The 22,120-nt window shown below is 72.5% G+C and carries 23 protein-coding genes and 1 riboswitch; of the genes, 17 read left to right on the forward strand and 6 right to left on the reverse strand.

The genetic code is table 11. The features are described 5' to 3' along the window. The 5 genes from QM638_RS18560 to QM638_RS18580 all read left to right on the forward strand — a co-directional run. Window positions 1-505 (forward strand): NYN domain-containing protein (locus tag QM638_RS18560; RefSeq protein ID WP_415144370.1); only part of this gene is annotated, 505 nt, incomplete at its 5' end. Window positions 506-594: 89 nt separating this feature from the next. After that, entirely contained in the window at window positions 595-861 is a 267-nt protein-coding gene (locus tag QM638_RS18565; protein WP_415144372.1) for a hypothetical protein, read from the forward strand. Window positions 862-985: 124 nt separating this feature from the next. Then, window positions 986-1,190, forward strand: a riboswitch (cyclic di-AMP (ydaO/yuaA leader). A 14-nt stretch (window positions 1,191-1,204) separates the two neighbouring features. Further along, on the forward strand, window positions 1,205-2,197 hold the full coding sequence (locus QM638_RS18570; RefSeq protein WP_415144374.1) for an NlpC/P60 family protein: 993 nt from the start codon (window positions 1,205-1,207) through the stop codon (window positions 2,195-2,197). Between the two features lie 16 nt (window positions 2,198-2,213). Further along, window positions 2,214-3,440 (forward strand): hypothetical protein, encoded by a 1,227-nt coding sequence (locus QM638_RS18575; protein WP_415144376.1) that lies wholly within the window; start codon window positions 2,214-2,216, stop codon window positions 3,438-3,440. Continuing rightward, window positions 3,437-4,711, forward strand: a complete 1,275-nt coding sequence (locus QM638_RS18580; RefSeq protein ID WP_415144378.1) for a M48 family metallopeptidase — start codon at window positions 3,437-3,439, stop codon at window positions 4,709-4,711. The genes QM638_RS18575 and QM638_RS18580 overlap by 4 nt, the downstream gene beginning before the upstream one ends. Window positions 4,712-4,743: 32 nt before the next feature. Here QM638_RS18580 and QM638_RS18585 read toward each other — a convergent pair whose 3' ends face one another. Next, window positions 4,744-6,549: an AMP-dependent synthetase/ligase gene (locus tag QM638_RS18585; protein ID WP_415144380.1), complete on the reverse strand. Its 1,806-nt coding sequence runs from the start codon at window positions 6,547-6,549 to the stop codon at window positions 4,744-4,746. Window positions 6,550-6,802: 253 nt separating this feature from the next. Between QM638_RS18585 and QM638_RS18590 the strand changes: the two genes are divergently transcribed. Genes QM638_RS18590 through QM638_RS18610 form a run of 5 tightly spaced genes read left to right on the forward strand, consistent with a single transcriptional unit; the run spans window position 6,803 to window position 11,063 of the window. Then, a complete protein-coding gene (locus QM638_RS18590; protein WP_415144382.1) occupies window positions 6,803-7,240 on the forward strand; it encodes an SRPBCC family protein in 438 nt (145 codons plus the stop codon). Between the two features lie 25 nt (window positions 7,241-7,265). Continuing rightward, entirely contained in the window at window positions 7,266-8,495 is a 1,230-nt protein-coding gene (locus tag QM638_RS18595; protein WP_415144384.1) for an ArsA family ATPase, read from the forward strand. After that, a complete protein-coding gene (locus QM638_RS18600) occupies window positions 8,492-9,148 on the forward strand; it encodes a hypothetical protein (RefSeq protein ID WP_415144385.1) in 657 nt (218 codons plus the stop codon). The genes QM638_RS18595 and QM638_RS18600 overlap by 4 nt, the downstream gene beginning before the upstream one ends. Beyond that, the gene (locus tag QM638_RS18605) at window positions 9,145-10,092 is read left to right on the forward strand and encodes an ROK family glucokinase (RefSeq protein ID WP_415144387.1); all 948 of its coding nucleotides are present in this window, start codon (window positions 9,145-9,147) and stop codon (window positions 10,090-10,092) included. The genes QM638_RS18600 and QM638_RS18605 overlap by 4 nt, the downstream gene beginning before the upstream one ends. 5 nt (window positions 10,093-10,097) lie before the next feature. Continuing rightward, a complete protein-coding gene (locus tag QM638_RS18610; protein WP_415144389.1) occupies window positions 10,098-11,063 on the forward strand; it encodes an ROK family protein in 966 nt (321 codons plus the stop codon). A gap of 51 nt (window positions 11,064-11,114) precedes the next feature. Here the strand turns inward: QM638_RS18610 and QM638_RS18615 are convergent, their stop codons facing one another. Further along, window positions 11,115-11,633 (reverse strand): hypothetical protein, encoded by a 519-nt coding sequence (locus tag QM638_RS18615; RefSeq protein ID WP_415144391.1) that lies wholly within the window; start codon window positions 11,631-11,633, stop codon window positions 11,115-11,117. Window positions 11,634-11,827: 194 nt separating this feature from the next. Here QM638_RS18615 and QM638_RS18620 point away from each other — a divergent pair, with 194 nt between their 5' ends. Genes QM638_RS18620 through QM638_RS18630 form a run of 3 tightly spaced genes read left to right on the forward strand, consistent with a single transcriptional unit; the run spans window position 11,828 to window position 14,008 of the window. Then, window positions 11,828-12,535, forward strand: coding sequence for a lysophospholipid acyltransferase family protein (locus QM638_RS18620; protein ID WP_415144393.1), 708 nt, complete (start codon window positions 11,828-11,830; stop codon window positions 12,533-12,535). Then, window positions 12,532-13,077 carry a flavin reductase family protein gene (locus QM638_RS18625; protein ID WP_415144394.1) on the forward strand — a complete coding sequence of 182 codons (546 nt, stop codon included), beginning with the start codon at window positions 12,532-12,534 and terminating at the stop codon, window positions 13,075-13,077. The genes QM638_RS18620 and QM638_RS18625 overlap by 4 nt, the downstream gene beginning before the upstream one ends. Then, a complete protein-coding gene (locus QM638_RS18630; RefSeq protein WP_415144396.1) occupies window positions 13,070-14,008 on the forward strand; it encodes a hypothetical protein in 939 nt (312 codons plus the stop codon). The genes QM638_RS18625 and QM638_RS18630 overlap by 8 nt, the downstream gene beginning before the upstream one ends. 147 nt (window positions 14,009-14,155) lie before the next feature. Here the strand turns inward: QM638_RS18630 and QM638_RS18635 are convergent, their stop codons facing one another. From QM638_RS18635 to QM638_RS18650, 4 genes are all read right to left on the reverse strand, one after another. Continuing rightward, window positions 14,156-14,677, reverse strand: coding sequence for a PaaI family thioesterase (locus QM638_RS18635; RefSeq protein WP_415144398.1), 522 nt, complete (start codon window positions 14,675-14,677; stop codon window positions 14,156-14,158). 56 nt (window positions 14,678-14,733) lie between these two features. Further along, the gene (locus QM638_RS18640; RefSeq protein WP_415144400.1) at window positions 14,734-16,200 is read right to left on the reverse strand and encodes an FGGY family carbohydrate kinase; all 1,467 of its coding nucleotides are present in this window, start codon (window positions 16,198-16,200) and stop codon (window positions 14,734-14,736) included. Next, entirely contained in the window at window positions 16,197-17,027 is an 831-nt protein-coding gene (locus QM638_RS18645; RefSeq protein WP_415144402.1) for a DUF1028 domain-containing protein, read from the reverse strand. Before QM638_RS18645 ends, QM638_RS18640 begins: the two co-directional genes overlap by 4 nt. Before the next feature lie 67 nt (window positions 17,028-17,094). Beyond that, window positions 17,095-17,979 (reverse strand): class I SAM-dependent methyltransferase, encoded by an 885-nt coding sequence (locus QM638_RS18650; RefSeq protein ID WP_415144404.1) that lies wholly within the window; start codon window positions 17,977-17,979, stop codon window positions 17,095-17,097. A gap of 130 nt (window positions 17,980-18,109) precedes the next feature. Between QM638_RS18650 and QM638_RS18655 the strand changes: the two genes are divergently transcribed. The 4 genes from QM638_RS18655 (at window position 18,110) to QM638_RS18670 (ending at window position 22,079) form a co-directional block, all read left to right on the forward strand. Further along, entirely contained in the window at window positions 18,110-19,321 is a 1,212-nt protein-coding gene (locus QM638_RS18655; RefSeq protein ID WP_415144406.1) for an alpha/beta fold hydrolase, read from the forward strand. A 141-nt stretch (window positions 19,322-19,462) separates the two neighbouring features. Further along, window positions 19,463-19,963, forward strand: coding sequence for a SigE family RNA polymerase sigma factor (locus tag QM638_RS18660; protein WP_415144408.1), 501 nt, complete (start codon window positions 19,463-19,465; stop codon window positions 19,961-19,963). Then, window positions 19,960-20,430 (forward strand): hypothetical protein, encoded by a 471-nt coding sequence (locus QM638_RS18665; RefSeq protein WP_415144410.1) that lies wholly within the window; start codon window positions 19,960-19,962, stop codon window positions 20,428-20,430. Before QM638_RS18660 ends, QM638_RS18665 begins: the two co-directional genes overlap by 4 nt. A gap of 206 nt (window positions 20,431-20,636) precedes the next feature. Continuing rightward, the gene (locus tag QM638_RS18670; protein ID WP_415144412.1) at window positions 20,637-22,079 is read left to right on the forward strand and encodes an APC family permease; all 1,443 of its coding nucleotides are present in this window, start codon (window positions 20,637-20,639) and stop codon (window positions 22,077-22,079) included. Window positions 22,080-22,120: the final 41 nt, after the last annotated feature.

The raw sequence follows: 22,120 nt of genomic DNA on the forward strand, positions 1-22,120 counted from the left end.
GGCCGAGCGGGCCCCCGGCGAGCGCCTCGAGACCGAGCTCGCCGGTGCCGCCGGCGGGACCGGCGAGCACGGTGCTGTCGGCGGCGCCGGCCGAGTGACCAGTGCCGCTCATCTGGAGCAGTACCTGGCGATGCCGCGGGTGCGGCTGATCATCGACGGCTACAACGTGAGCAAGGCCTGGTGGGCCTCGTCCCCGCTGGAGGCCCAGCGGATCAGACTGCTGCAGTCCATCGCTCCGCTGGTCGCGCGCACCGGCGCGGAGACGACGGTGGTCTTCGACGCCGCCGGCACGACGACCCGGCCGGTGGCGGCCGCGCCCCGCGGCGTCAAGGTCGTCTTCAGCCCGGTCGGCGTGATCGCCGACGACGTGATCCGCGACCTGGTCGCGGCCGAGCCGGTGGGCCGAGTGGTGCTGGTGGTCACCGACGACCAGGAGATCATCGGCGACGTACGCCGCGACGGTGCCCGCGCCGTGCCGGTCGCCGCGTTGCGCGGGCTGCTCTGACCCGCTCGGACAGGGCCGCGGGAGGACGCGACACGCCGGTTCGACACGCCGGAGCAGAACTGTCGGCGGTGGCTGGGAGCGTCACCGCCATGACGACACGAATCGACTGCGACACCTGTGTGGTGCGCGGAGCGGCCTGCCACGACTGCGTGGTCACCGTGCTGCTGGGGCCGCCGCCCGAGCTGGTCATCGACGAGGACGAGCGGCGTGCGCTCGACGTGCTCGCCGGCGGTGGGCTGATCCCGCCGCTGCGGCTCGTCGAGCCGGTGACCGCTCCGGCCCACCTGGCCGATCAGACCCTGGCCGATCAGACCCTGGCCGACCCCGATCTGCCCGGCACCATGCTGGGTTCCTGAGAGCCGGGCCGAGCGGCCAGGCAAATCTTCGTCCACAAAACGCCGGAGGGGATTGGCGGGCACGTGCCCCACTCGGTTACGGTGGTCGGCACCTGGTGCTCGTGGAAGTGGACAACCCGTCCGCGCGGGCACCGCGTCGAGTCTCGGCCCAACTTGGGGTGGGCCGGGAGCCGGGGAACCAACGGTGCCGCCAGCGGCACCATCTGGGGTGAATCCGCCACAAGGGGCTTCCGGTCGGTCCGAACGGGCCGGCCGAGGCAGGGAGTGGCGGTAGGGCAAGTCGTGTCCGAATCCGTCAGCTCACCCGGTAGACGTACGACATCAGCAAGGAGACCGCCCGCTCGTGGTGAACGAACGGAAGCGCCTGCTCGTCGGCCTCGCCGGCGTCACGGCGCTCGGTATCGCCGGCTTCATCCCCGCATCGTCCCCCGCTCAGGCGGCGCCCTCGATCACGGATGTCCAAGACCGCGTCGATACCCTCTACCACCAGGCCGAGGAGGCGTCGGAGAAGTACAACTCCGCTCGCCTGCGCCTCGCCGACCTGCGTAGCCAGCTGCACGACCTCAAGGCCGACCAGAAGCGGCAGGAGAAGAAGCTCAGCGGCGTCAAGTCCCAGCTGCGGGACTCGGTGCTGCAGGACTTCGAGGGCTCGACCGGTTCGCCGATCAGCCAGGCCGTCGTCTCCGACGACCCGAAGAGCTTCCTCTCCGACCTGAGCACCGCATCGTCGTACTCCGATCTGCAGAACGACCTGCTGGAGAACTACAACAGCCAGGTCGAGGCGCTCAACGTCCGCCGGAAGGCGACCGAGAAGCGCGCCGACGAGGTGGCCGACACCAAGACGGAGCTGAAGTCCACCAAGGACACCATCAACTCCCGGCTCGACGACGCCAAGGCGCTGCTGTCGAAGCTGAAGGACAAGGAGCGCGAGGAGATCCTCTCCCGCGACTCGACCCGGGTGCCGACCGACACCACCGCCTCGGCCAGCGGCCGGGCGAAGGCCGCGATCGCCTACGCGATGGCCCAGGTCGGCAAGGCCTATGTCTACGGCGCCGCCGGCCCGAGCGCGTTCGACTGCTCCGGCCTGACCATGCGCGCCTGGGGTGCCGCCGGCGTCTCGCTGCCGCACTCGTCGTCCGCGCAGTACAGCAGCGGCACGCACGTCGCCGAGTCCGACCTGCAGCCCGGCGACCTGGTCTTCTACTACTCGCCGATCAGCCACGTCGGGATGTACATCGGCAACGGCCTGATCGTGAACGCCGAGAACCCCTCGGTCGGCGTGAAGGTCACCTCGCTGCACTCGATGCCGTACGTCGGCGCGGTTCGCCCGGGCTGACCGGATCGGACCAGGCTTGGCCCAAGCTCCGCGGTTGGCCGGCCGCCCACGCTGGTGGGCGGTCGGCCTTCCGCTGTTCGGGGTGCTGGTGGTCGCGCTGCTGGTCTGGCGGCTCCACGCCGGGGACGAGTACGTCGCGCCCTCGCCGGCCCACAGCAGCGCCGGCGTCGCAGACCAGGCCGGAGCCACCGAGTCCTTGAACCGGGTCGTCTCCGGCGTCGCGCATCACCGCGCGCCGACCGGCGCGGGTGAGGTGGCCACGGTGCTGCGCAACGCCGCCGCCCTGCATGTCACCGACTTCAGCCTGCGCTACCTCTCGGCGGACAGCGCGGTCGCCGCCGACGGCAGCTGGACCGGAGCGGTCGCCGCCACCTGGCGCTTCGCCGGGTTCGACACCAGCACGATCAGCGAGGAGATCGACGTCGACTTCGCGCCCGCGGCCGACGGGGGCGTCGCGATCACCGGCTTCGGCGGTGGTGCGGACCGCACCCCGGTCTGGCTCTCCGGTCCGGTGCGGGTGGCCCGGACTGCCGACTCGCTGGTGCTGGTCCGCGGCGGCGCGAAGGAGACCGCGGGCTATCGTCACCTGGTCGCCCGCGCCATCGAGGCGGTACGCGCCGTGGTCGCCTGGCGGCACCCGCGGCTGGTGGTCGAGGTGCCCGCCGACCAGAGCGGTCTGGAGCAGGCGCTCGGCGCCGACTCCGGATCGGACAGCGAGGTCGCCGCGGTGACGGCCACCGTCGACGGGTCCGGCAAGAGCGGCGTACCGGTGCACGTCTTCGTCAACCCGCAGGTCATCGGGCCGCTGCACGATCCCGGCGCCCAGGTGGTGCTCAGTCACGAGGCCACCCACGCGGCCACCGGGGCGGCCACCAACACCCACCGGCCGATCTGGCTGAACGAGGGCTTCGCCGACTACGTCGCGTTGCGTGACACCACGCTGCCGCTGACCACCACCGCCGGCCAGATCGCCAAGCAGGTGCGTCGGCACGGGGTGCCCACCCACCTGCCGACCACGGCCGACTTCGACTCCACCTCGGACAGCTTCGGCGCCGAGTACGAGGCGGCCTGGCTGGCCTGTCAGGAGGTCGCCGACCTGGCCGGCCAGGACGCCCTGGTCGCGCTCTACGACGAGTCCGGCCGGGGCGTGCCACTGGCCAAGGCCCTGCGCCGGACGACGGGGCTCGGCGTCGCGGAGGTGGTCCGGGCCTGGCAACAACGCCTGTCAGACTTGGCGTCGTGAGTCGGCCCCGAGACCCAGCCGACCCGCCCGACCCGGCCGACCCGGTGGTGCGCCGCACGGCCTGGTGCGTGCTCGGGGCCGGGGTGACCGCGTTCGTCCTGCTCGCGATCCTGCTGGTGCCCTGGCATCCCTATCCGGGCGGAAGACTCACCCTGCCGGCCGCGTCCTCGATCTTCACCCACGACGAGCTCGCCCGGGCCACCGAGTACTCCCATGTGGCCCGCTGGCTGGCGCGCGGCTCCCTGGTGGTCTCGCTGCTGGCCGCCGCGCTGCTCGGCTTCACCGGTCTCGGTCGCCGGCTCGACCGGCGGCTGCCCGGACCATGGCCGGTCCGGACCGTGCTCGCCGCGCTGCTGGTGGTCCTGGTCGGACGGCTGGTCACGGCGCCGTTCGCGGTGGCGCTGCAGCGACATGACCGCAGCGACGGACTCTCCCGGCAGTCCTGGGCCTCCTGGACCCAGGACCAGCTCGTCTCGACGGGGATCTACCTGGTCGCCGCCTCGCTGGCGCTGGTGGCGCTCTCGTGCTGCACCCGGTGGGCGCCGCGCCGCTGGCCGCTGGTGGCCGGTGCCCTGCTCGCGGTGCTGGTGGTGCTCGGCTCCTTCGTCTACCCGGTGCTGGTCCAGCCGCTGTTCAACGACTTCACCTCGCTGCCCGACGGTCGGCTACGCGACCAGGTGATGGCGCTGGCCAGGCAGGAGGGCGTCACCATCGACGACGTGCTGGTCGCCGACGCCTCCAAGCAGACCACCGCCATCAACGCCTACGTGACGGGCTTCGGCAGCACCCGTCGGATCGTGCTGTACGACACCTTGGTCGACTCGCTCCCGCGAGCCGAGACGCTCGCCGTGGTCTCCCACGAGCTCGCCCACGCCAAGCACGAGGACGTCGCCACCGGGACCGTCCTCGGCGCGGCCGGGGCCCTGGTCGCGGTCGGCCTGGTCGGCGTACTGGCCGGACGTCGGTACGACGGCCTGCGCAGCCCGGCGGCGGTTCCGCTGCTGCTCGCCCTGTTCGCCTTCGGCAGCGCGCTGGCCACCCCGGTGGAGAACGTGCTCAGCCGGCAGATCGAGACCCGCGCCGACGTCGACGGCGTGCGCACCACCGGGGACCTCGACGCCTTCATCGCCCTGCAGCGCGAGCTCGACGTCCGCTCCCTGACCGACCCGACCCCGCCGGCGCTGTCGCAGTGGTGGTTCGGCTCGCATCCCACCTCGCTGCAGCGGATCGCGATCGGCGAGCGGGTGCTGGCCGACTCGGACGGCTCCTGAGCGTCCGGATCAGGCCGTTCAGGCTCAGGGGCTCAGCGGTAGAGCGCCTCGACGTCCTCGCGGAACTCCCGCATCACCACGCCCCGCTTCAGCTTCAGGCTGGGGGTGAGCTGGCCGCCCTCCTCGGTCCAGGCGTCGGGGATGACCACGAACTTGCGGATCGACTCGGCGTGCGAGACGGCCTTGTTGGCGTCGTCGATCGCCGCCTGGACCTCGGCGCGCAGGTCGGGATCGTCGACCAGGTCGGCGATCTGCTCGGACTTGCCGTGCTCCGCGGCCCAGGTCGGGATCGACTCCGGGTCGAGGGTGACGATCGCGGCGATGAACGGCTCGCCGTCGCCGACCACCATGCACTGGTCCACCAGCAGATGGGCCCGCACCCGGTCCTCGAGCACCGCGGGGGCGACGTTCTTGCCGCCGGCGGTCACCAGGATCTCCTTCTTCCGGCCGGTGATCCGGACGAAGCCCTCGTCGTCGATCTCGCCGAGGTCCCCGGTGTGGAACCAGCCGTCCGCGGTCAGCGCCTGGGCGGTGGCCGCCTCGTTGCGCCAGTAGGCGGTGAAGACCTGGTCGCCACGGAAGAGCAGCTCGCCGTCGTCGGCGACTCGTGCCGAGGTGCCCGCCAGCGGCCGGCCGACGCTGCCGATCTTGAGCGCGTCGGGCAGGTTCACGGTCAGCGCCGCGGTGGTCTCGGTGAGGCCGTAGCCCTCCAGCACCGTCAGTCCGATCCCGCGGAAGAAGTGCCCGAGTCGCTCGCCGAGCGGGGCGCCGCCGGAGACGGCGTACCGGCAGTTCCCGCCGAGCGCGGCCAGCAGCTTGCTGTAGACGAGCCTGGCGAACACCGCGTGCTGCAGCCGGACCTTGAGCGGCATCCGGCCGCCCTCGAGCGCCCGGGAGTAGGCGATGGCGGCGTCGGTCGCCATGTTGAAGATCCGGCCCTTGCCGTCCGCGGCCGCCTTCTGTGAGGCCGAGTTGTAGACCTTCTCGAAGACCCGCGGCACCGCGAGGATGAAGGTCGGCCTGAACGAGCCGAGGTCGTCGAGCAGGTTCTTGATGTCGGGGGAGTGGCCGAGCCGGGTCCGGGACCGCACGCAGCCGATCTGGATGATCCGGGCGAAGACGTGGGCCAGCGGCAGGAAGAGCAGCGTGCTGGCGTCCTCGGTGTCGAAGAGCCGGTCCAGCTCGTCGACGGCGGCGCCGATCTCGAACATGAAGTTGCCGTGGGTGAGCAGGCAGCCCTTGGGCCGGCCGGTGGTGCCGGAGGTGTAGATGATCGTCGCCGGGGCATCCGGCCCGGCCGCCGTACGCCGCTCCTCGACCGCCGCGTCGGAGATGTCGGCGCCGAGCTTGATCAGGATCTCCACCGCGTTGTCGGCGAAGGACCACACGTGCTCCAGGTCCGGCAGCCGGTCGCGCACCTCGGCGATCCGGGCGAGGTGGTCACCGCCCTCGGCGACGATCGCCCGGACGCCGGCGTCGGCGAGGATCCACTCCACCTGCTCGGCCGAGGAGGTCTCGTAGACCGGCACCGTGACCGCGCCGGCGAACCAGATCGCGTAGTCGGTCAGGGTCCACTCGTACCGGGTCTTGGAGAAGAGCGCCACCCGGTCGCCGGGCTCGATCCCGGCGGCGACGAGCCCCTTGGCCACCGCGATCACCTCGGTCAGGAAGCCGGCCGCGGTCACGTCCTGCCAGCCGCCGGCGCCCGGCCGGTTGAACACGACCGCGGTCGGTGCCTCGGTCGCATTCGTGACGACGTCGTCGGTGAGGTTGCCGGTCTCCGGCAACCGGTACGACGCTGGCGTGGAGAACTCGCGCACAAGGGCCTCCGTACTCATCAGTAGTGTGCTCACCGGGAGGTTACCCGCACCCCGACCTGGCCGGTGATGCATGTCCCATCCGGTACGCTCGCGGAGCGGTCTCTTCCGGCCTCGACGAGGCGCCGGGCAGGGCCGCTGGCACCAGCCTATGACCAGACCACCCGGCCGCGGCCGGGCGTCCGTCCCGGACCGGCCGGGCCGGCGGATCCGGTCGCGACCCGACCTGACCTGAACCCCGACCCGAATCTGGACAACGAACCTAAGGACACCGATGGCCGACCAGACCACCTCCGCGATCGTCGTCGACGCGCCGCCGGCGAAGGTGATGGCGGTGATCGCGGACTTCGAGGACTACCCGGAGTGGGCCAAGGGGATGCGCTCGGCGACGGTGCTGAGCAAGGGCGCGGACGGACGCGCGGAGCAGGTCCGGTTCGTGCTCGATGTCGCGCCGATCAAGGACGAGTACACCCTCGCCTACGACTGGGACGAGGACCGGGAGGTGCGCTGGTCGCTGGTCGAGGGCAAGCTGTTGCGGATGCTCGACGGTGCCTACACGCTGCGCCCGGCCGGTGCGGGCACCGAGGTCAGCTACCGGCTCTCGCTGGACGTCTCCATCCCGCTGATCGGCATGCTCAAGCGCAAGGGCGAGAAGGTACTGATCGACACCGCCCTGCGCGGTCTGAAGACTCGCGTCGAGTCCCTCGGCTGAGCCGGCGACGCCGATCGGGACAGACGTGCGGATCCTGCTGTTCACCGGAAAGGGAGGCGTCGGGAAGTCGACGGTCGCGGCCGGGACGGCCGCGCTCTCGGCGGCCTCCGGTCGCCGTACGCTGGTGCTCTCCACCGACGCCGCGCACTCGCTGGCCGACGCGTACGGCGTGGGCGAGGTGGGCGGGGAGCTGGACCGCTCCCACGGTGAGCCGGTGCGGATCGCCCCCGGCCTCTCGGTGGCACAGGTCGACGCCCAGCGCCGTTTCGAGCAGTCCTGGTCCCAGATCCAGGGATACCTGCTCTCGGTGCTCGACGCCGTCGGCGTCGATCCGATCGCGGCCGAGGAGCTGACCGTCATCCCCGGTGCGGAGGAGGTCTTCGCGCTGCTCGAGCTGCGGCGGCAGGCCGCCTCGGGCGCGTGGGACGCCATCGTGGTCGACTGTGCGCCGACCGGGGAGACGCTGCGTCTGCTGGCGTTGCCCGAGGCGCTGGGCTGGTACATGCAGCGGGTGCTGCCGATGGAGCGTCGGCTGGTGCGTGCCCTCAAGCCGGTGCTCACCCGGGCCGCCGGCGTACCGATGCCGACCGACTCGGTCTTCGACGCGGTCCTCGGCCTGCACCAGGAGCTGACCGAGGTCCGGGACCTGCTCAGCGGCCCCGATGCCTCGGTGCGGCTGGTGCTCACCCCCGAGCAGGTGGTGCTCGCGGAGGCACGCCGGAGCTGGACGACGCTGTCGCTCTACGGCTACCGCGTCGACGGGGTGGTGGCGAACCGGGTCTTCCCCGAGGCGGGTCCGGATGCGTGGCGCGCCGGCTGGGTGGCCGCGCAGCAGCGGATCCTCGGCGAGGTCGCCGAGTCCTTCGACCCGCTGCCGGTGTGGCGCTCGATCTACCGGGACGCCGAGCCGGTCGGCGTCGAGAGCCTGCGAAGCCTCGCCGCCCAGGTCTACGGCGACCTCGACCCGCTCGCACCGCCGAGCTCCACCAGCCCGTTCTCGTTGACCCGTCGCGACCGCGCGGCGCTGCTGCGACTGGCGCTGCCGGGAGTGGAGCGGTGGTTCGCCAAGGACGAGGTGGCGCTGGCCCGTCACGGCGACGACGTGGTGATCACCGCCGGGTCCTATCGCCGGCTGCTCACCCTGCCCGAGGGGCTGTCGCGCTGGCAGGTCAGTGGAGCCCGGGTGGAGGCCGGTGAGCTGCAGGTCCGCTTCACCGCGCCCGAGTCGAGCGCGGGTGGAGGGGAGGACCGATGACCGAGCGACCGGACGCAGCCGGCGATGCGGGCGATGCGGGGGAGCCGGACGAGCTCGGCAGTGTTGCCGAGGAGGCGGCCAAGCTGGTCGCGGCGCTCGGCGAATGGGCCAAGGAGCATCGCGCGGGAGCAGGACTGGGCTCGCTCGGCGCCGCCTGGTCGGGACTGGCCGACGCGGTGGGCCAGTCCGGGTTGTCGGGGCTGTCCGGGTTGTCCGGGTTGTCAGGGCTGGCCGGCCTGGCGGCGCACTCGGGCGCCGAGCTCAACCGCAGCCTGGAGGAGCACCTGGCCACCGGTGCTCCGGAATGCCGGTACTGCCCGATCTGTCGCACGGTGCAGGTGCTCCGCGAGGCCGCGCCGGAGGTCCGCGCGCAGCTCGGCATCGCCGCGACCGCACTGCTGCAGGCGGCGGCGAGCGTGGCCGCGGCGGCGCGGCCGCAGCGGACGGCCGACGTGGAGCGCATCGACCTCGATGCCGAGCAGGATGCGAGCGTGTTCGAGGGGTTCGAGGACCCACCCGAGGCTTGGAACGATCCAACAGATGGTCCCGCCGATGACCCGGACGGTCGGGGGCGAGAAGATACTCCCCGACCGCGACCCGAGCCGGGGATCGGGGACCCGCACCAGGACCAGCATCACGAGGAGGACAAGTGAGCGCAGCTCTCGCCTGCGGCGTCGACGTCGGAGGGACCAAGATCCTCGGCGGTGTCGTCGACGAGTCCGGTGAGATCGTCGAGGAGGTCCGGGTCGTCTCGCCGGCGACCGACCCCGACGCGATCACCGCGGCGATCATCACCGTGGTCTCCGAGCTCAAGCAGCGCCGTCGGCTCTCCCACGTCGGCGTCGGTGCGGCCGGCTACATCGACAAGACGCGCAGCACCGTGCTGTTCGCACCCAACATCGCCTGGCGCGACGTCGACCTCAAGGCGATGATCGAGAAGGAGGTCGAGCTCCCGGTCGTCATCGAGAACGACGCCAACGCGGCGGCCTGGGGGGAGTTCGTCTTCGGTGCCGGCGCCGACGTGGACGACCTGCTGCTGGTCACCGTCGGGACCGGGGTGGGCGGCGGCTTCGTGCTCGACGGGGAGCTCTACCGGGGGGCGTTCGGGGTGGGCGCGGAGATCGGCCACATGCGGGTCGTCCCGGGCGGTGTGCTGTGCGGCTGCGGGAACCGCGGCTGCCTGGAGCAGTACGCCTCCGGATCCGCACTGGTGCGCGACGTACGCACCGCGGCGCAGGCGGGGTCGCTGCTGGCGGCCGGGCTGCTCGATCGTGCCGGGGGGGACCCGCAGGCGATCACCGGGCCGCTGGTCACCGAGGCCGCCCGGGACGGCGATCCGTTCGCGGTCGAGGCGCTGGCCAACCTCGGCACCTGGCTCGGCGAGGGCATCGCCTCGCTGGCCGCCGTACTCGACCCGGCGGTGGTGGCGATCGGTGGTGGAGTGGCGGACGCGGACGAGCTCCTGCTCGACCCGACCCGGGCGGCGTTCAACGCCCAGCTCACCGGCCGCGGCCACCGGCCGGCGCTGGAGATCCGCAAGGCCTCGTTGGGCAACCGCGCCGGGCTGATCGGCGCGGCCGATCTGGCGAGGCGCTGAATCGGGTGGGCTCACCGGCCGAGCTCTACATCGGGGTGGACATCGGCGGCACCAAGGTCCTCGCCGCCGAGGTCTCGGCCAGTGGCGAGGTGCTCGCCACCGCGCGCCGCACGACGCCCGGCCGCCGGGTGCGGGTCGAGCTGGTCGAGGACGCCCTGACCGAGGCGGTGCACGAGGTGGCCGACGGACGCCCGATCACCGGCGTCGGCCTGGCCGCCGCGGGCTTCGTGGACAACGCCGGCGAGCGGGTGATGTTCGCCCCGCACCTGCCCTGGCGCGGTGACCCGACCCGATCCCGGCTGGAGGCGCGCTGGGGCACCCTGGTGGTGCTCGACAACGACGCGAACTGTGCCGCGCGGGCGGAGCTCGAGCTGGGAGTGGCTCGCGGCGCGGGGGACGCGCTGCTGGTGACGATGGGCACCGGGATCGGCGGCGCCGTGGTGCTCGGCGGGACGCTGTTGCGCGGTCGCAACGGGATGGCCGGCGAGTTCGGCCACATGCAGGTGGTGCCGGCCGGGCTCCCGTGCGAGTGCGGTGGCACCGGCTGCTGGGAGCAGTACTCCTCGGGCAACGCCCTGGTCCGCTTCGTCCGTGCCCGGATGGACGTGCCGCATCACTCGCCGAGCATGCTCGAGGAGCTGTGCGGCGGCGACCCGGCGGGGATCACCGGACCGTTGATCACGCAGGCGGCCCGGGCCGGCGACCGACTCTCGCTCTCCGCCTTCGCGTCGGTCGGGGAGTGGCTCGGCATCGGCCTGGCCAACCTCGCCGCGGCGTTCGATCCCGAGCTGCTGGTCATCGGCGGGGGCGTCTCGGCCGCCGACGACCTGCTGCTCGACCCGGCCCGCGAGGCCCTCGCGGACTCGCTGGTCGCCGGCAGACACCGGGTCATCCCGCCGGTGCTCCGGGCCGCGTTCGGTCCCGAGGCCGGCGTGATCGGCGCCGCGGCCATGGCCCGCACCGGCTTCTGAGCGGCGCCTGCCGTCGGCGGGGTCTGTGCGATCTCCGGCCCGCTGCGCGAGTCAGACCCGGGCGCCGTCGTCCCACGGGTCGTCGGGCTCGCGGGGCATGGTCGCCACCAGATAGCCGAAACCGCCGAGGAACGCCACCACCAGGAAGCCGGTGAGCAGGGCCGGGATCTCGAGACCGGTGAGCATGTGGACGACGACCAGCACCACCGCGGCCACCGGCGCGCCGAGCACCCCGATCCAGGCCGCTGCTCGCTCCGGGGTCGTCCGCGGCAACGGTGGAGGCGGCGGCGGGACATACCGCTCGCTGTCCTCCAGATAGATCGGGGCGGGCTCCTCGTCCTCGTCGAACTCGACCACGAACAACTGCTCGAGCCGGCGCTGGCGCTCGTCGTCGGCCGCGGGGTCGTCCGCAGGCTCGGCGGTGCCGGTGCCGGTGTCGGTGTCGGTCAACACCGCCCGTTCGCCGTAGTTCTCCACGATCTCGCGCCAGGCCGAGTCCTCGTCCGACCCTCCGGCACCGGACCGGTCGGCACCCGCCTCGCCCTCGCCGCGGTCGTCGCTCTCATGCACGTCCTCAGCGTAGCCCGGATCCAGGCGCCACACCGGCCGGCGAAAGACGGGCACGGTCCGACCCGGCCCGGGCACGCGGAGACCGGCCTCGGCGGGGACGCCGTACCAGTCGTCTAGGCTCGGTCCCGGCGCGACCCGTGCGGCCGCCGTGGCATGTGGTGATTCCGTAGCGCCGATCAGAGAGGGGAAGCCCGGTGTCAGCCCGGATCTTCTACTGGCTGTTGAAATGGGTCTTCGTCGGCCCGTGGCTGAAGCTGGTCTTCCGGCCGAAGGTGGTCGGGCGGGAGCACGTCCCCGCCGAGGGGCCGGCGATCCTGGCCAGCAACCATCTCTCCTACGCGGACTGGCTCTTCATGCCGCTCTACCTGCCGCGGCCAGTCACGTTCGTGGCCAAGGCGGAGTACTTCACCGGCACCGGGATCAAGGGCAGGCTGCAGCGGATGTTCTTCTCCGGCGCCGGTCAGGTGCCGATCGAGCGCGGCGGCGCGACCCAGGCCGAGGGGGCCATCATCTCCGCACGTCGAGTGCTGGACGGCGGCCAGCTGTTCGGCATCTATCCCGAGGGCACCCGCTCGCACGACGGGAAGCTCTACCGCGGCCGCACCGGGATCGCCCGGATCGCGCTGCAGACCAAGGCGCCGGTGGTGCCGGTCGCCGTACTGCGCACCGACGAGATCGCGCCGCCGGGCAAGACGTTCGGCCGGCTGGTCCGGCCGACCGTCATCTTCGGTGAGCCGCTGGACTTCTCCCGCTACGAAGGGCTGGAGAACGACCGGTTCATCCTGCGAGCGATCACCGACGAGATCATGTACGAGATCCTGAAGCTCTCCGGGCAGGAGTACGTCGACATGTACGCCACCGACGCGAAGAAGGGCACGCCGAAGGATCCGAAGGCCGCGTGACCATCCACGCCGGCGATCCGTTCGAGCTGCCCGACGATCCGGTACGGCGGCTTCGCGGCCGTCTCGGCGGGCGCGTCTCGTTGTGGACGGCGGGTGAGGTCACCGCCGGCACCGGCGTCGTCGGAGAGCGGGCCGGACTGACGGTCACCTCCCTGATGATCGCGGGTGGCGAGCCGGCACACGTCCTCGGGCTGATCGACCCGGACAGCGATCTGCGGGAGGTGGCCGAGGAGACCGGAGGCGCGGTGGTCTCGTTGCTCGAGTCCCGACACCGACACCTGGCGGAGGCGTTCGGCGGCACGATGCCGGCCCCGGGCGGGCCCTTCCGGCTCACCGAGTGGACACAGACCCGGTGGGGGCCGCATCCGGCGGAGGTGTCCACCTGGGCCGGGATCCGGATCGAGTCGCTGGTCCCGGTCGGCTGGTCCCTGCTGGTCACCGGCGCGATCGAGGAGCTGGCGGTCGGCGACGACGCCGTGCCGCTGTTCCACCGGCGCGGCCGGCTGATCGGAGAGCAGAGCGGTGCCACCGGCGATGAATGAGACCGACGAGGCGAACCGGCTGGCCAGGTCGCTGTCGATCGCCGAGCGGCTCTACGGGCTGCCGCCGGCCGAGTTCACCGCCGCCCGTGACCTCGCCGCGAGGGACGCCAAGGCCGCCGATCCGAGGCTCGCCGCCGCGATCAGGGCGCTGCGCAAGCCGTCGACCGCTGCCTGGGTGGTCAACGTGCTGGTGCGTTACCGGACCGACCAGGTCACCGAGATGCTCACCGTCGGGGAGGCGCTGCGAGCCGCCCAGCAGGGCATGGACGCGGCCCGGCTGCGCGAGTTGACCAAGCAGCGCCGCCAGCTGACCGCGGCCGTCACCACCCAGGCCCGCGCGCTGGCCCGGCGGCACGGCCTGCGGGTCACCGACCAGGTGGCCGCGCAGGTCGAGGCCACGCTGAGTGCCGCCATGGTCGATCCCGGGGCCGCGGTGGCGGTACGCAGTGGCCTGCTGATGGCACCGATGAGCGCCACCGGCGTGGGCGAGGTGGATGCCGGCGCGGCGGTCGCCCTCCCCGGGGCGCTGAGCTTCGAGGGCCGCGGCTTCGCGGCGAGCCCGGTCGCCGAACCGCCAGCCGAGCCGCCAGCCGAGCCGCTGCACGCCGTACCGGACCTCGTCGCCCCCGATCCGGCCGAGCGTGCCGCCGCGGACCAGGCTCTGGCCGAGGCCGAGGAGGCGCTCCTCGCGGCGACCGAGGCACGCGACCGAGCCTCGACCGAGCACTCCCGGCGTCAGCGGCAGGTACGTGAGGCGCGCACCGAGCTGGACGAGGCACGTCGTCGCGTCGCGGAGCTCGAGCGGCGCCATGCGGCCGTCGAGGCGGCGCTCGCCGCAGCCGGCGACGAGCTCGACCGGCACCGGCGAGAGCTGCGGGAAGCCTCGGCCGCCGTCGAGCGCGCCCGGGACCGGCTCGCCGGTCTGCGCTGACCGAGCGGCGTTCGCTCGGTCAGCGAGGCGATGGCCGCAGGTCTGCGGAGACACAGCGGCCTGTCGGCGCCGGTCGAGTAGCCCGCGTGAGGAGCGAGGGGCGTATCGGGATCACGTCGCCGCGGGGGTCTCGATACGCTCGGCTCGCTACTCGACCGACGGCGGCCCGGGCTCGGGGGTGCGCTCGGCGGCGCGCATCGCGTCGGGGGCCTCCAGGGCGATGACCCGACCCGTCGCGACGATCTCGGCGTCGGCCGTCATGGTCAGCTCGACGGTGACCTTGCGGCCCTTGACCTCGGCGATCCGGCCGCGGACCACCAGCTCGGGGCCGAGCGGGGTGGGGGCACAGAACCGCACCTCCAGCGTGCCCGTCACGAACCGGACGGCGCCGTCGGCCCGCGGGTCCCGGCCGCGCTCCCGGGTCGCCGCCAACGAGGCCGAGCCGGTGCCGGAGCAGTCGAGCACCGAGGCGACCAGCCCGCCGTAGACATAGCCGGGCATGGCGGTGTGCTCGGGCCGCGGCACGAATCGGGTCTCGGTCTGCGCGCTGTCGTCCGGCGCCCACCAGGTCCGCAGCCGGAGCCCGGCCTCGTTGAGGCGGCCGCAGCCGTAGCAGGCGGCGGCCCGGTCGTCGTAGAAGTCCTGGATCGCGGGCCCGGGCATACGCATGAGGTGACCGTACGACACCGCGGAGCGCCGCTCGTCGGCTCCCCGCCGAGCCGGGCTCAGGCCCAGGCCTTGGCGCGCTCCACCGCCCTGCTCCACCGGGCGTAGTCGGCATCCGCCTGCGCCCGGACCGCGGGGTCCGGCTCGAAGGTCGCCGCCAGCGCCCAGGTGTCACGGATCTCGTCGAACGAGGACCACACCCCGGCGCCGAGCCCGGCCAGGAACGCGGCACCCAGCCCCGTCGTCTCCACGAACCTCGGCCGGGAGACCGGTACGCCGAGCTGGTCGGCCTGGAGCTGGCAGAGCAGGTCGTTGGCGGCCGCGCCACCATCCACCTTCAGCGGGCCGGGCGGCATCGGCAGGGTCGCCATCACGTCGCGCACCTCGAAGGCGATCGCCTCCAGGGTGGCCCGGACCAGGTGTGCCCGGGTGGTGCCCCGGGTCAGCCCGAGGATGGTGCCCCGGGCGTCCGGGTCCCAGTGCGGGGCGCCGAGGCCGGTCAGGGCGGGCACGAACACGACACCGTCGGAGCTGGTCACGGTGGCCGCGATGGCCTCGGACTCGGCCGCGGACCCGACGATCTGGAGCCCGTCGCGCAGCCACTGCACCGCCGCGCCGGTGACGAAGATCGAGCCCTCCAGGGCGTAGCTGAGCTCGCCGTCCGGGGAGCGCCAGGCGGCGGTGGAGAGCAGCCCCGCGTCGGAGCGCTCCGGCGTGGCGCCGGTGTTGACCAGGATGAACGACCCGGTCCCGTAGGTGCACTTGGCCTCGCCGACCTCGAAGCAGGCCTGGCCGAAGAGCGCCGCCTGCTGGTCACCGGCCATGCCCGCGATCGGCAGCCGCAGGTCGAGGAAGGCTCGGGGCTCGGTGACCATCGCCGTGCCCCAGTTGGGCACCAGCTCGGGCAGCGCGTCGGTGGGCACGCCGAACAGATCGCACAGCTCCTCCGACCACGCACCGAGCTCTAGGTCGAACAGCAGGGTGCGGCAGGCGTTGGAGGCGTCGGTGACGTGCCAGGTGCCGCGGGTCATCCGGGCGATCAGGTAGGAGTCGACGGTCCCGACGGCGTACCGGCCGGAGGCCACCAGCGCCCAGGTGTGCGGCTCGTGCTCGGCGATCCAGGCGAGCTTGGTGGCCGAGAAGTACGGGTCGAGCCGCAGGCCGGTCAGCTCGCGCACGCGCTCCTCGTGCGCGGCCATCTCGGTACACAGCGACGCCGTCCGCCGGTCCTGCCACACGATCGCCCGTCGCGGGGAGCCGAGCGTCTCCCGGTCCCACAGCACCACCGTCTCGCGCTGGTTGGTGATCCCGATCCCGACCAGATCGGTGCGATCGATGCCGCGCAGCGCCACCCGGCACGCCTCGAGCGTGGCCTGCCAGATCTCCTCCGGCACGTGCTCCACCCATCCCGGCCTCGGGAAGTGCTGGGCGAACTCCTGGTAGCCGCGGGCGACGATGGCGCCCTCGGCGTCGACCACCAGCGCGGTCACGCCGGTCGTGCCGGCGTCGATGGCGAGGATGCTCACCGCTCGCCCCGCACGATCGCCAGGATCCGCCGGTCGATCCAGGACAGGTCGTCGGCGACCCGCATCTCGAAGTTCTCCCGGCCGACCCAGGCGTGCACGTCGCGCGCGCCGGCGGCCGCCGCGAACGCCGCCAGATCGGCCTCGATCTCGGGGGTCACCGGCACCCTCTCCTCCTCGGTGGAGGCGGTGAGGTAGAGCTCGTTGAGCTCCAGCAGCCGGGCCAGCTCGGCGATCGGCTCGGGATGGTCGTCGACCCGCAGGTCCACCGCGATGTCGTCCCGACCGCCGTACCCGGCCCCCTCCCGTACGACGAGCAGCGCGGCGCTCTGCCGGCCGCGGCTGTCGCCGCCGGCCTCGTCGCCGGCGGCGAGGGCCGTCAGCAGCCGGTGTGCCAGCGGCTCGGCCGGGTCGCTCTCCCGCCAGGTCTGCTCGATCGCGTCGAGCACCTCCGGACCGGCGAGCACGTTGCCCTGGGCGGCGTACCCCTCGCCGATGGCCGAGCCGGCCCACTCCAGGCAGGCGGCCCCGGTGTGCGAGGCGGACCGGCCGTCCAGGTCGACGACGCCGACCTGGCGGTGGTCGCGGCCCTCGTCCTCCTCGAGCAGCCGTTGCAGCGCCACCTCCGCGGTGGCGCCGTCGTCCAGGTGGGCGAGGGCGAGCCCCTTGTAGGCGACGTTGGCCTCGGCCTGGGTCGCCACCGCGCCGACGCCGGCCACCGCGGCCGGCACCACCGCGCCGACGGCGAGGAACTTCGAGGCCACCGCGACTCCCCAACACGGCTCGGCGGTATCCGGGTCGATGGCGCGCGCCACGATCGAGAAGGTCATGAGGCGACCATAGTGAGGCGTGCCCGGGATGTGCACCCACGACGCGGCCCGGACGAATCGGGTGGGATCAAGCGGGACCGCGCACCGGGGTCGCCGGCCAACGTCCCCAGGCGCCCACCAGCGTGGGCGGCTTGACCAGGGCGCCGGCCGCGAGCTGGTCCGCGGCGAGCCGGTCGGTCAGGCTGTCGATCCCGACCTCGTCCGCGGTGGCGATCCCGGTGCTCTCGATGGCCGGCAGCAGCGAGCGCAGGGTGGCGCTGAGCAGTCGTGGCCCGGCGGGGTCGTCGGCGGCGAGGTAGACCTGCAGGCCGAGGCAGGTCGCGTCGGCTCCGGCCGAGGCGAGCACGCCGCCCACCCGGGCGCCGAGGCACGGGTCGTGGCCGGTGCGGCGGAAGGCCTCCACCAGCCAGTGCGCGGCGCGGGTGCTCAGCGGCAGCGGAGGCAGATTGCCGACCGCGGACATGTCGTACTCCAGGGCGAGCAGGACGCCGCCGGGTCGCAGCAGGCCGGCGTAGCGCCGCACCACCGCGGTCGGGTCGTCCACGTAGAGCAGGATCAGCCGTCCCACCACCGCGTCGAAGGTGCCGGCGAGCTCGGCGGTCAGGAGGTCGCCTTCCACGAACGAGACGTTGCCGACCTTGGCCCGGTTGGCGCGCCATCGGGCGAGGTGGAGAGCCTCCGCGGCGGCGTCGATCCCCACCACGGACCCGGTCGGTCCGACCCGGCGCGCGACCAGGAAGGCGACGTCGCCGGCGCCGGTGCCGAGATCGAGCACGCGCATGCCCGGCTCGATCCCGGCCAGGGTCAGGAACGCGGTCGTCGCCGGCGCCAGGACCTGGGCCTGCTGTTCGAGTCGCCGTAGCTCGTCCTCGCGGTGGCCGAGCAGGTACTCCCGTGTGGTGGGTGTCGCGGATGTGGCCGGTGTCGCGGGCGTGGCCGGTGTCGTGGTCATGACGGCAGCGTGCTCCGTCCCGGGCGGGAACGCTTGACGCCGGCATCTGGGCGGGATGGAGAGATCATCGGGATCCTCCGGGATTCCCTCCGCCCGAGGACGGGTGCATCATCAGCACGGAGGAGGACCGATGGCCTCGACGTACCGCTTCCTCGACTACGAGCTCGACGTGGCGCGGTTCGACCTGCGCCGCGATGGCCGCGTCGTGCACGTCGAGCCGCAGGTCATCGAGGTGCTCGCCTATCTGCTCGAGCACCGCGACCGGCTGGTCAGCAAGACCGAGCTGCTCGACGCGGTGTGGGGCGACCGGTTCGTCAGCGAGTCGGCGCTGGCGAGCAGGCTGATGCAGGCCCGCCGGGCGATCGGGGACGACGGTCATCGCCAGGAGATGATCGTGACCGTGCACGGTCGCGGCTACCGATTCGTCGCGTCGGTCTCCTCGACGCCGTCTGCGCCGGTGCCGTCGGCACCGACGTCGTCGGCAGCGACGCCGACGCGGATGGATCAGGAGGTCCGCTACTGCGTGGCGCCCGACGGGACCCATGTCGCCTACGCGTGCGCCGGCACCGGCCCGCCGCTGGTCAAGGCGGCGAACTGGCTGACCCACCTGGAGGTGGAATGGTCCAGTCCGATCTGGACGCACTGGCTGCATGAGCTGGCTCGTGACCACCGGTTGGTCCGCTACGACGAGCGTGGCTGCGGGCTCTCGGACTGGGACACCGCCGCCTTCGACGTCGACAGCTGGGTCGCCGACCTCGAGCTGGTCGTCGCGGCCGCCGGGGTGGAGGGTGCCTTCCCGCTGCTCGGCATCTCCCAGGGTGGCGCGGTCGCGATCGCGTACGCCGTGCGACATCCCGAGCGGGTCTCCCGGCTGGTCCTGGTGGGCGCCTACGTGCGCGGCCGGCTGGTCCGGGCGGCGAGTCCCGAGGAGCGGGAGGAGGCGGCGCTCGACCTCGAGCTCGGCAAGGTGGCGTGGCGGCGCGACGAGGACACCTTCCGGCAGGTCTTCGCCAGCCAGTTCCTGCCGGACGCGACCCCTGACCTGTGGCGCGCGTTCAACGACCTGCAGCGCGCGACCACCTCGACCGAGAACGTGGTCCGGTTCCTCGAGGTCTTCGCCCACATCGACGTCACCGCCCTGGCACCACGGGTGCGATGCCCCACCCTGGTCGTCCACGCCCGCGGCGACCTGCGGGTGCCGCGGGCCCAGGCCCAGGAGATCGCCGGGCTGGTCCCGGACAGCCGGCTGGTGACGCTGGAGAGCCGCAACCACATCCTCACCGCCACCGAGCCGGCCTGGCCGGGGTTCCTCGAGGAGGTGCGGCGCTTCCTCGCCGGCTAGCAGCTAGCACCCGGTAGGACGGCGACGGTGCCTCGTGCGGAGTTGTCGGGAGCCGCCACCGAACCATTCGTCGTCGGTGTGCGTAGGAGTACTCGACAGGGTCGCGACCGAGGATCCGGAGCGACCGACACCGACAGGGAGGTGGGCAGCATCGACGCCGACGACTTCGACGAGTTCGCGGTGGCCGCCTGGCCACGGCTGCGCTGGGCGGCGTACCTGCTCTGCCATGACAGCCATCTCGCCGAGGATCTGGCCCAGGCCACCCTGGTGCGCACCTATGCCTCCTGGCATCGGGTACGGCGCCGGGACGCCTACGCCTACGCCCGGAAGGTGCTGGTCAACCTCAACGTCGACCGGCTGCGGCGGCGCCGGCCCGAGGTCGGCCTCCCGACCGCCGACCCCGGTGACCACGCCGTCACGGCCGCGGACCGTGACGAGGTCGTCCGGCTGCTGCGGCCGTTGACCGAACGCGAGCGGCGGGTGGTGGTGCTGCGGCACTACTTCGACCTCAGCGAGGCCGAGACCGCCACCGAGCTCGGCATCGCCCGCGGCACCGTCAAGAGCACCCTGTCCAGGGCGCTGACCAAGCTCCGCGCCCACCACCCGACCACAGCCGAGACCACTCAGCGAGGACAGTCATGACCACGCCGTTCGACACCGAACTGCTCAGCCCACCCGCCGGAGCCGACCTCGGCACTCCGGACCTGGCCCGCATCCACGAGATGGGCCGGGCGCGCCGCCGGCTCCGTCGTGGCGGCATCGCTGCCGCGGCCGTCGCGCTCTCCACCGCCGGTATCGGCATACCGGTGCTGATCGGGAACGTGACCGATCGAGCGGACGACGTGCCGGTGACCACGTCGCCGGACCACGGCGCCCTCCTCGTCCGGGCCGGTCAGAGGCATCGACTCTCCGGCTGCGTCGTGCGTCTGAACGGTGAGCGAGTCACGGTCCGATTCTCGCGGGACGGGTCCACCGCCACCATCGTCACCGTCGATGGGACGGTCGTCCACCGGATGGACGTGCCGGTCGCCATCGCGACCCGGACCGGAGAGCACGGGCGGAAGATCTGCACCGTGGTGACCTCGGCACGACCGAAGACCAAGCCCTGAGGCACGGTGCCGGCCGGGCGGTCGGCCGCCGTACGCCGCCATCCGGAGAGCTTCTCCCTGACCCGCGCCTGACCTGCGCAGAAGCACCGGATCGGCCCGGGATCAACATTGGCAGGCGATGCATGCTGGCGCGTGCGGGCCGCGGTGTGTCTGGATAAGAGGCACACCTCGTCCACTCGGCGACGAGACCGGCACCGGGAGCTGACATGACCGATCTTGCGGAGCACCCCTCGACCCCGGCCAGTCCGGGCGCCTCCGAGCTCAGGAGGGTGATGGGCCCGGGCCTGCTGTTGCTGTTCATCGTGGGCGACATCCTCGGGTCCGGCATCTACGCCGTCACCGGCCGGCTGGCCGGGCAGGTCGGCGGCATCGCGTGGCTGCCGTTCATCGTGGCGTTCGTGGTCGCCACGCTGACGGCGTACTCCTATCTGGAGCTGGTGACCAAGTATCCCCAGGCCGCCGGCGCGGCGCTCTACGCCCACAAGGCGTTCGGCATCCACTTCATCACCTTCCTGGTGGCCTTCACCGTGGTGTGCTCCGGCATCACCAGCGCCTCGACCGCCTCCGGCCTGCTCTCCTCCAACCTGCTGCTCGGCCTCGGCGTCGACGCACCCGGCACCGGCGTGACGCTGGCGGTGGCGCTGGCGTTCATGGTCGTCCTGGCGCTGATCAACCTGCGCGGCGTGGGGGAGAGCGTGAGGTTCAACGTCGTGCTCACCCTGGTCGAGATGACCGCGCTGGCGATCGTGATCGGGATCGGCGTCTACGTCATCGGCCGGGGCGACTCCGACCTGCACCGGATCACCGTCTTCGACAGCCCCGAGGACAAGGGCCTGTTCATGGCGGTGACGGTGGCCACCGCGATCGCATTCTTCTCGATGGTGGGCTTCGAGGACTCGGTCAACATGGTCGAGGAGACCAAGGATCCCGAGCGGATCTTCCCGAAGATGATGCTGACCGGCCTCGGCATCGCCGCGATCATCTACGTGCTGGTGGCGGTCTCGGTGATCGCGGTGATCCCGGCCGGAGACATCGCCGACCCCTCCAACCCGGAGGCGGGGATCCTCATCGACGTGGTCAAGCTCGGCGCCCCCGGACTGCCGGTCGACGACATCTTCCCGTTCATGACGGTCTTCGCCGTCGCCAACACCGCGCTGATCAACATGCTGATGGCCAGCCGGCTGATCTACGGCATGTCCAAGCAGGGGGTGCTGCCGGCTGCGCTGGGCCGGGTCTCGCGCCGCCGGTCGCCGTACGTCGCCATCGCCTTCACCACACTGCTCGCCCTCGGGCTGATCACCTACGTCCGGCTCGGCTCGGAGAGCACCATCGTCGGTGCCCTGTCGGGGACGACGGCGCTGCTCCTGCTCGCCGTCTTCACCGTCGTCAACGTGGCCTGTCTGATCCTGCGGCGCGAGTCCGGCGGAAGCTTCCGGGCGCCCACCTGGATGCCGGTCCTCGGGGCCGTGCTGTGCGCCTACCTGCTCGGCCCGTGGGCCCGGCTGGAGGAGGACATGATCCAGTACAAGATCGCCGCCGGGCTGTTGGCCATCGGGATCGTCCTGTGGGGTCTCACCCGGCTGGTGCACAAGCCCGAGGGCGGCCACTTCGCCGACATCGAGCATCTCGAGGACGACCCCGCCGACTGAGACACAGTGAGACACCTTGAGACACGCTGAGACATGCCGGG

Origin of the sequence: Nocardioides sp., assembly GCF_047606145.1 — a bacterium.
Lineage (GTDB): Bacteria > Actinomycetota > Actinomycetes > Propionibacteriales > Nocardioidaceae > Nocardioides.

Excerpts from the sequence above, each read along its gene's own strand:
- QM638_RS18585 (WP_415144380.1), bottom strand. The coding sequence starts at position 6,549 with ATGAGTACGGAGGCCCTTGTGCGCGAGTTCTCCACGCCAGCGTCGTAC.
- QM638_RS18565 (WP_415144372.1), top strand. The coding sequence starts at position 595 with ATGACGACACGAATCGACTGCGACACCTGTGTGGTGCGCGGAGCGGCC.
- QM638_RS18645 (WP_415144402.1), bottom strand. The coding sequence starts at position 17,027 with ATGACCTTCTCGATCGTGGCGCGCGCCATCGACCCGGATACCGCCGAG.
- QM638_RS18650 (WP_415144404.1), bottom strand. The coding sequence starts at position 17,979 with ATGACCACGACACCGGCCACGCCCGCGACACCGGCCACATCCGCGACA.
- QM638_RS18590 (WP_415144382.1), top strand. The coding sequence starts at position 6,803 with ATGGCCGACCAGACCACCTCCGCGATCGTCGTCGACGCGCCGCCGGCG.
- QM638_RS18600 (WP_415144385.1), top strand. The coding sequence starts at position 8,492 with ATGACCGAGCGACCGGACGCAGCCGGCGATGCGGGCGATGCGGGGGAG.
- QM638_RS18635 (WP_415144398.1), bottom strand. The coding sequence starts at position 14,677 with ATGCGTATGCCCGGGCCCGCGATCCAGGACTTCTACGACGACCGGGCC.
- QM638_RS18665 (WP_415144410.1), top strand. The coding sequence starts at position 19,960 with ATGACCACGCCGTTCGACACCGAACTGCTCAGCCCACCCGCCGGAGCC.
- QM638_RS18655 (WP_415144406.1), top strand. The coding sequence starts at position 18,110 with ATGGCCTCGACGTACCGCTTCCTCGACTACGAGCTCGACGTGGCGCGG.
- QM638_RS18630 (WP_415144396.1), top strand. The coding sequence starts at position 13,070 with ATGAATGAGACCGACGAGGCGAACCGGCTGGCCAGGTCGCTGTCGATC.
- QM638_RS18670 (WP_415144412.1), top strand. The coding sequence starts at position 20,637 with ATGACCGATCTTGCGGAGCACCCCTCGACCCCGGCCAGTCCGGGCGCC.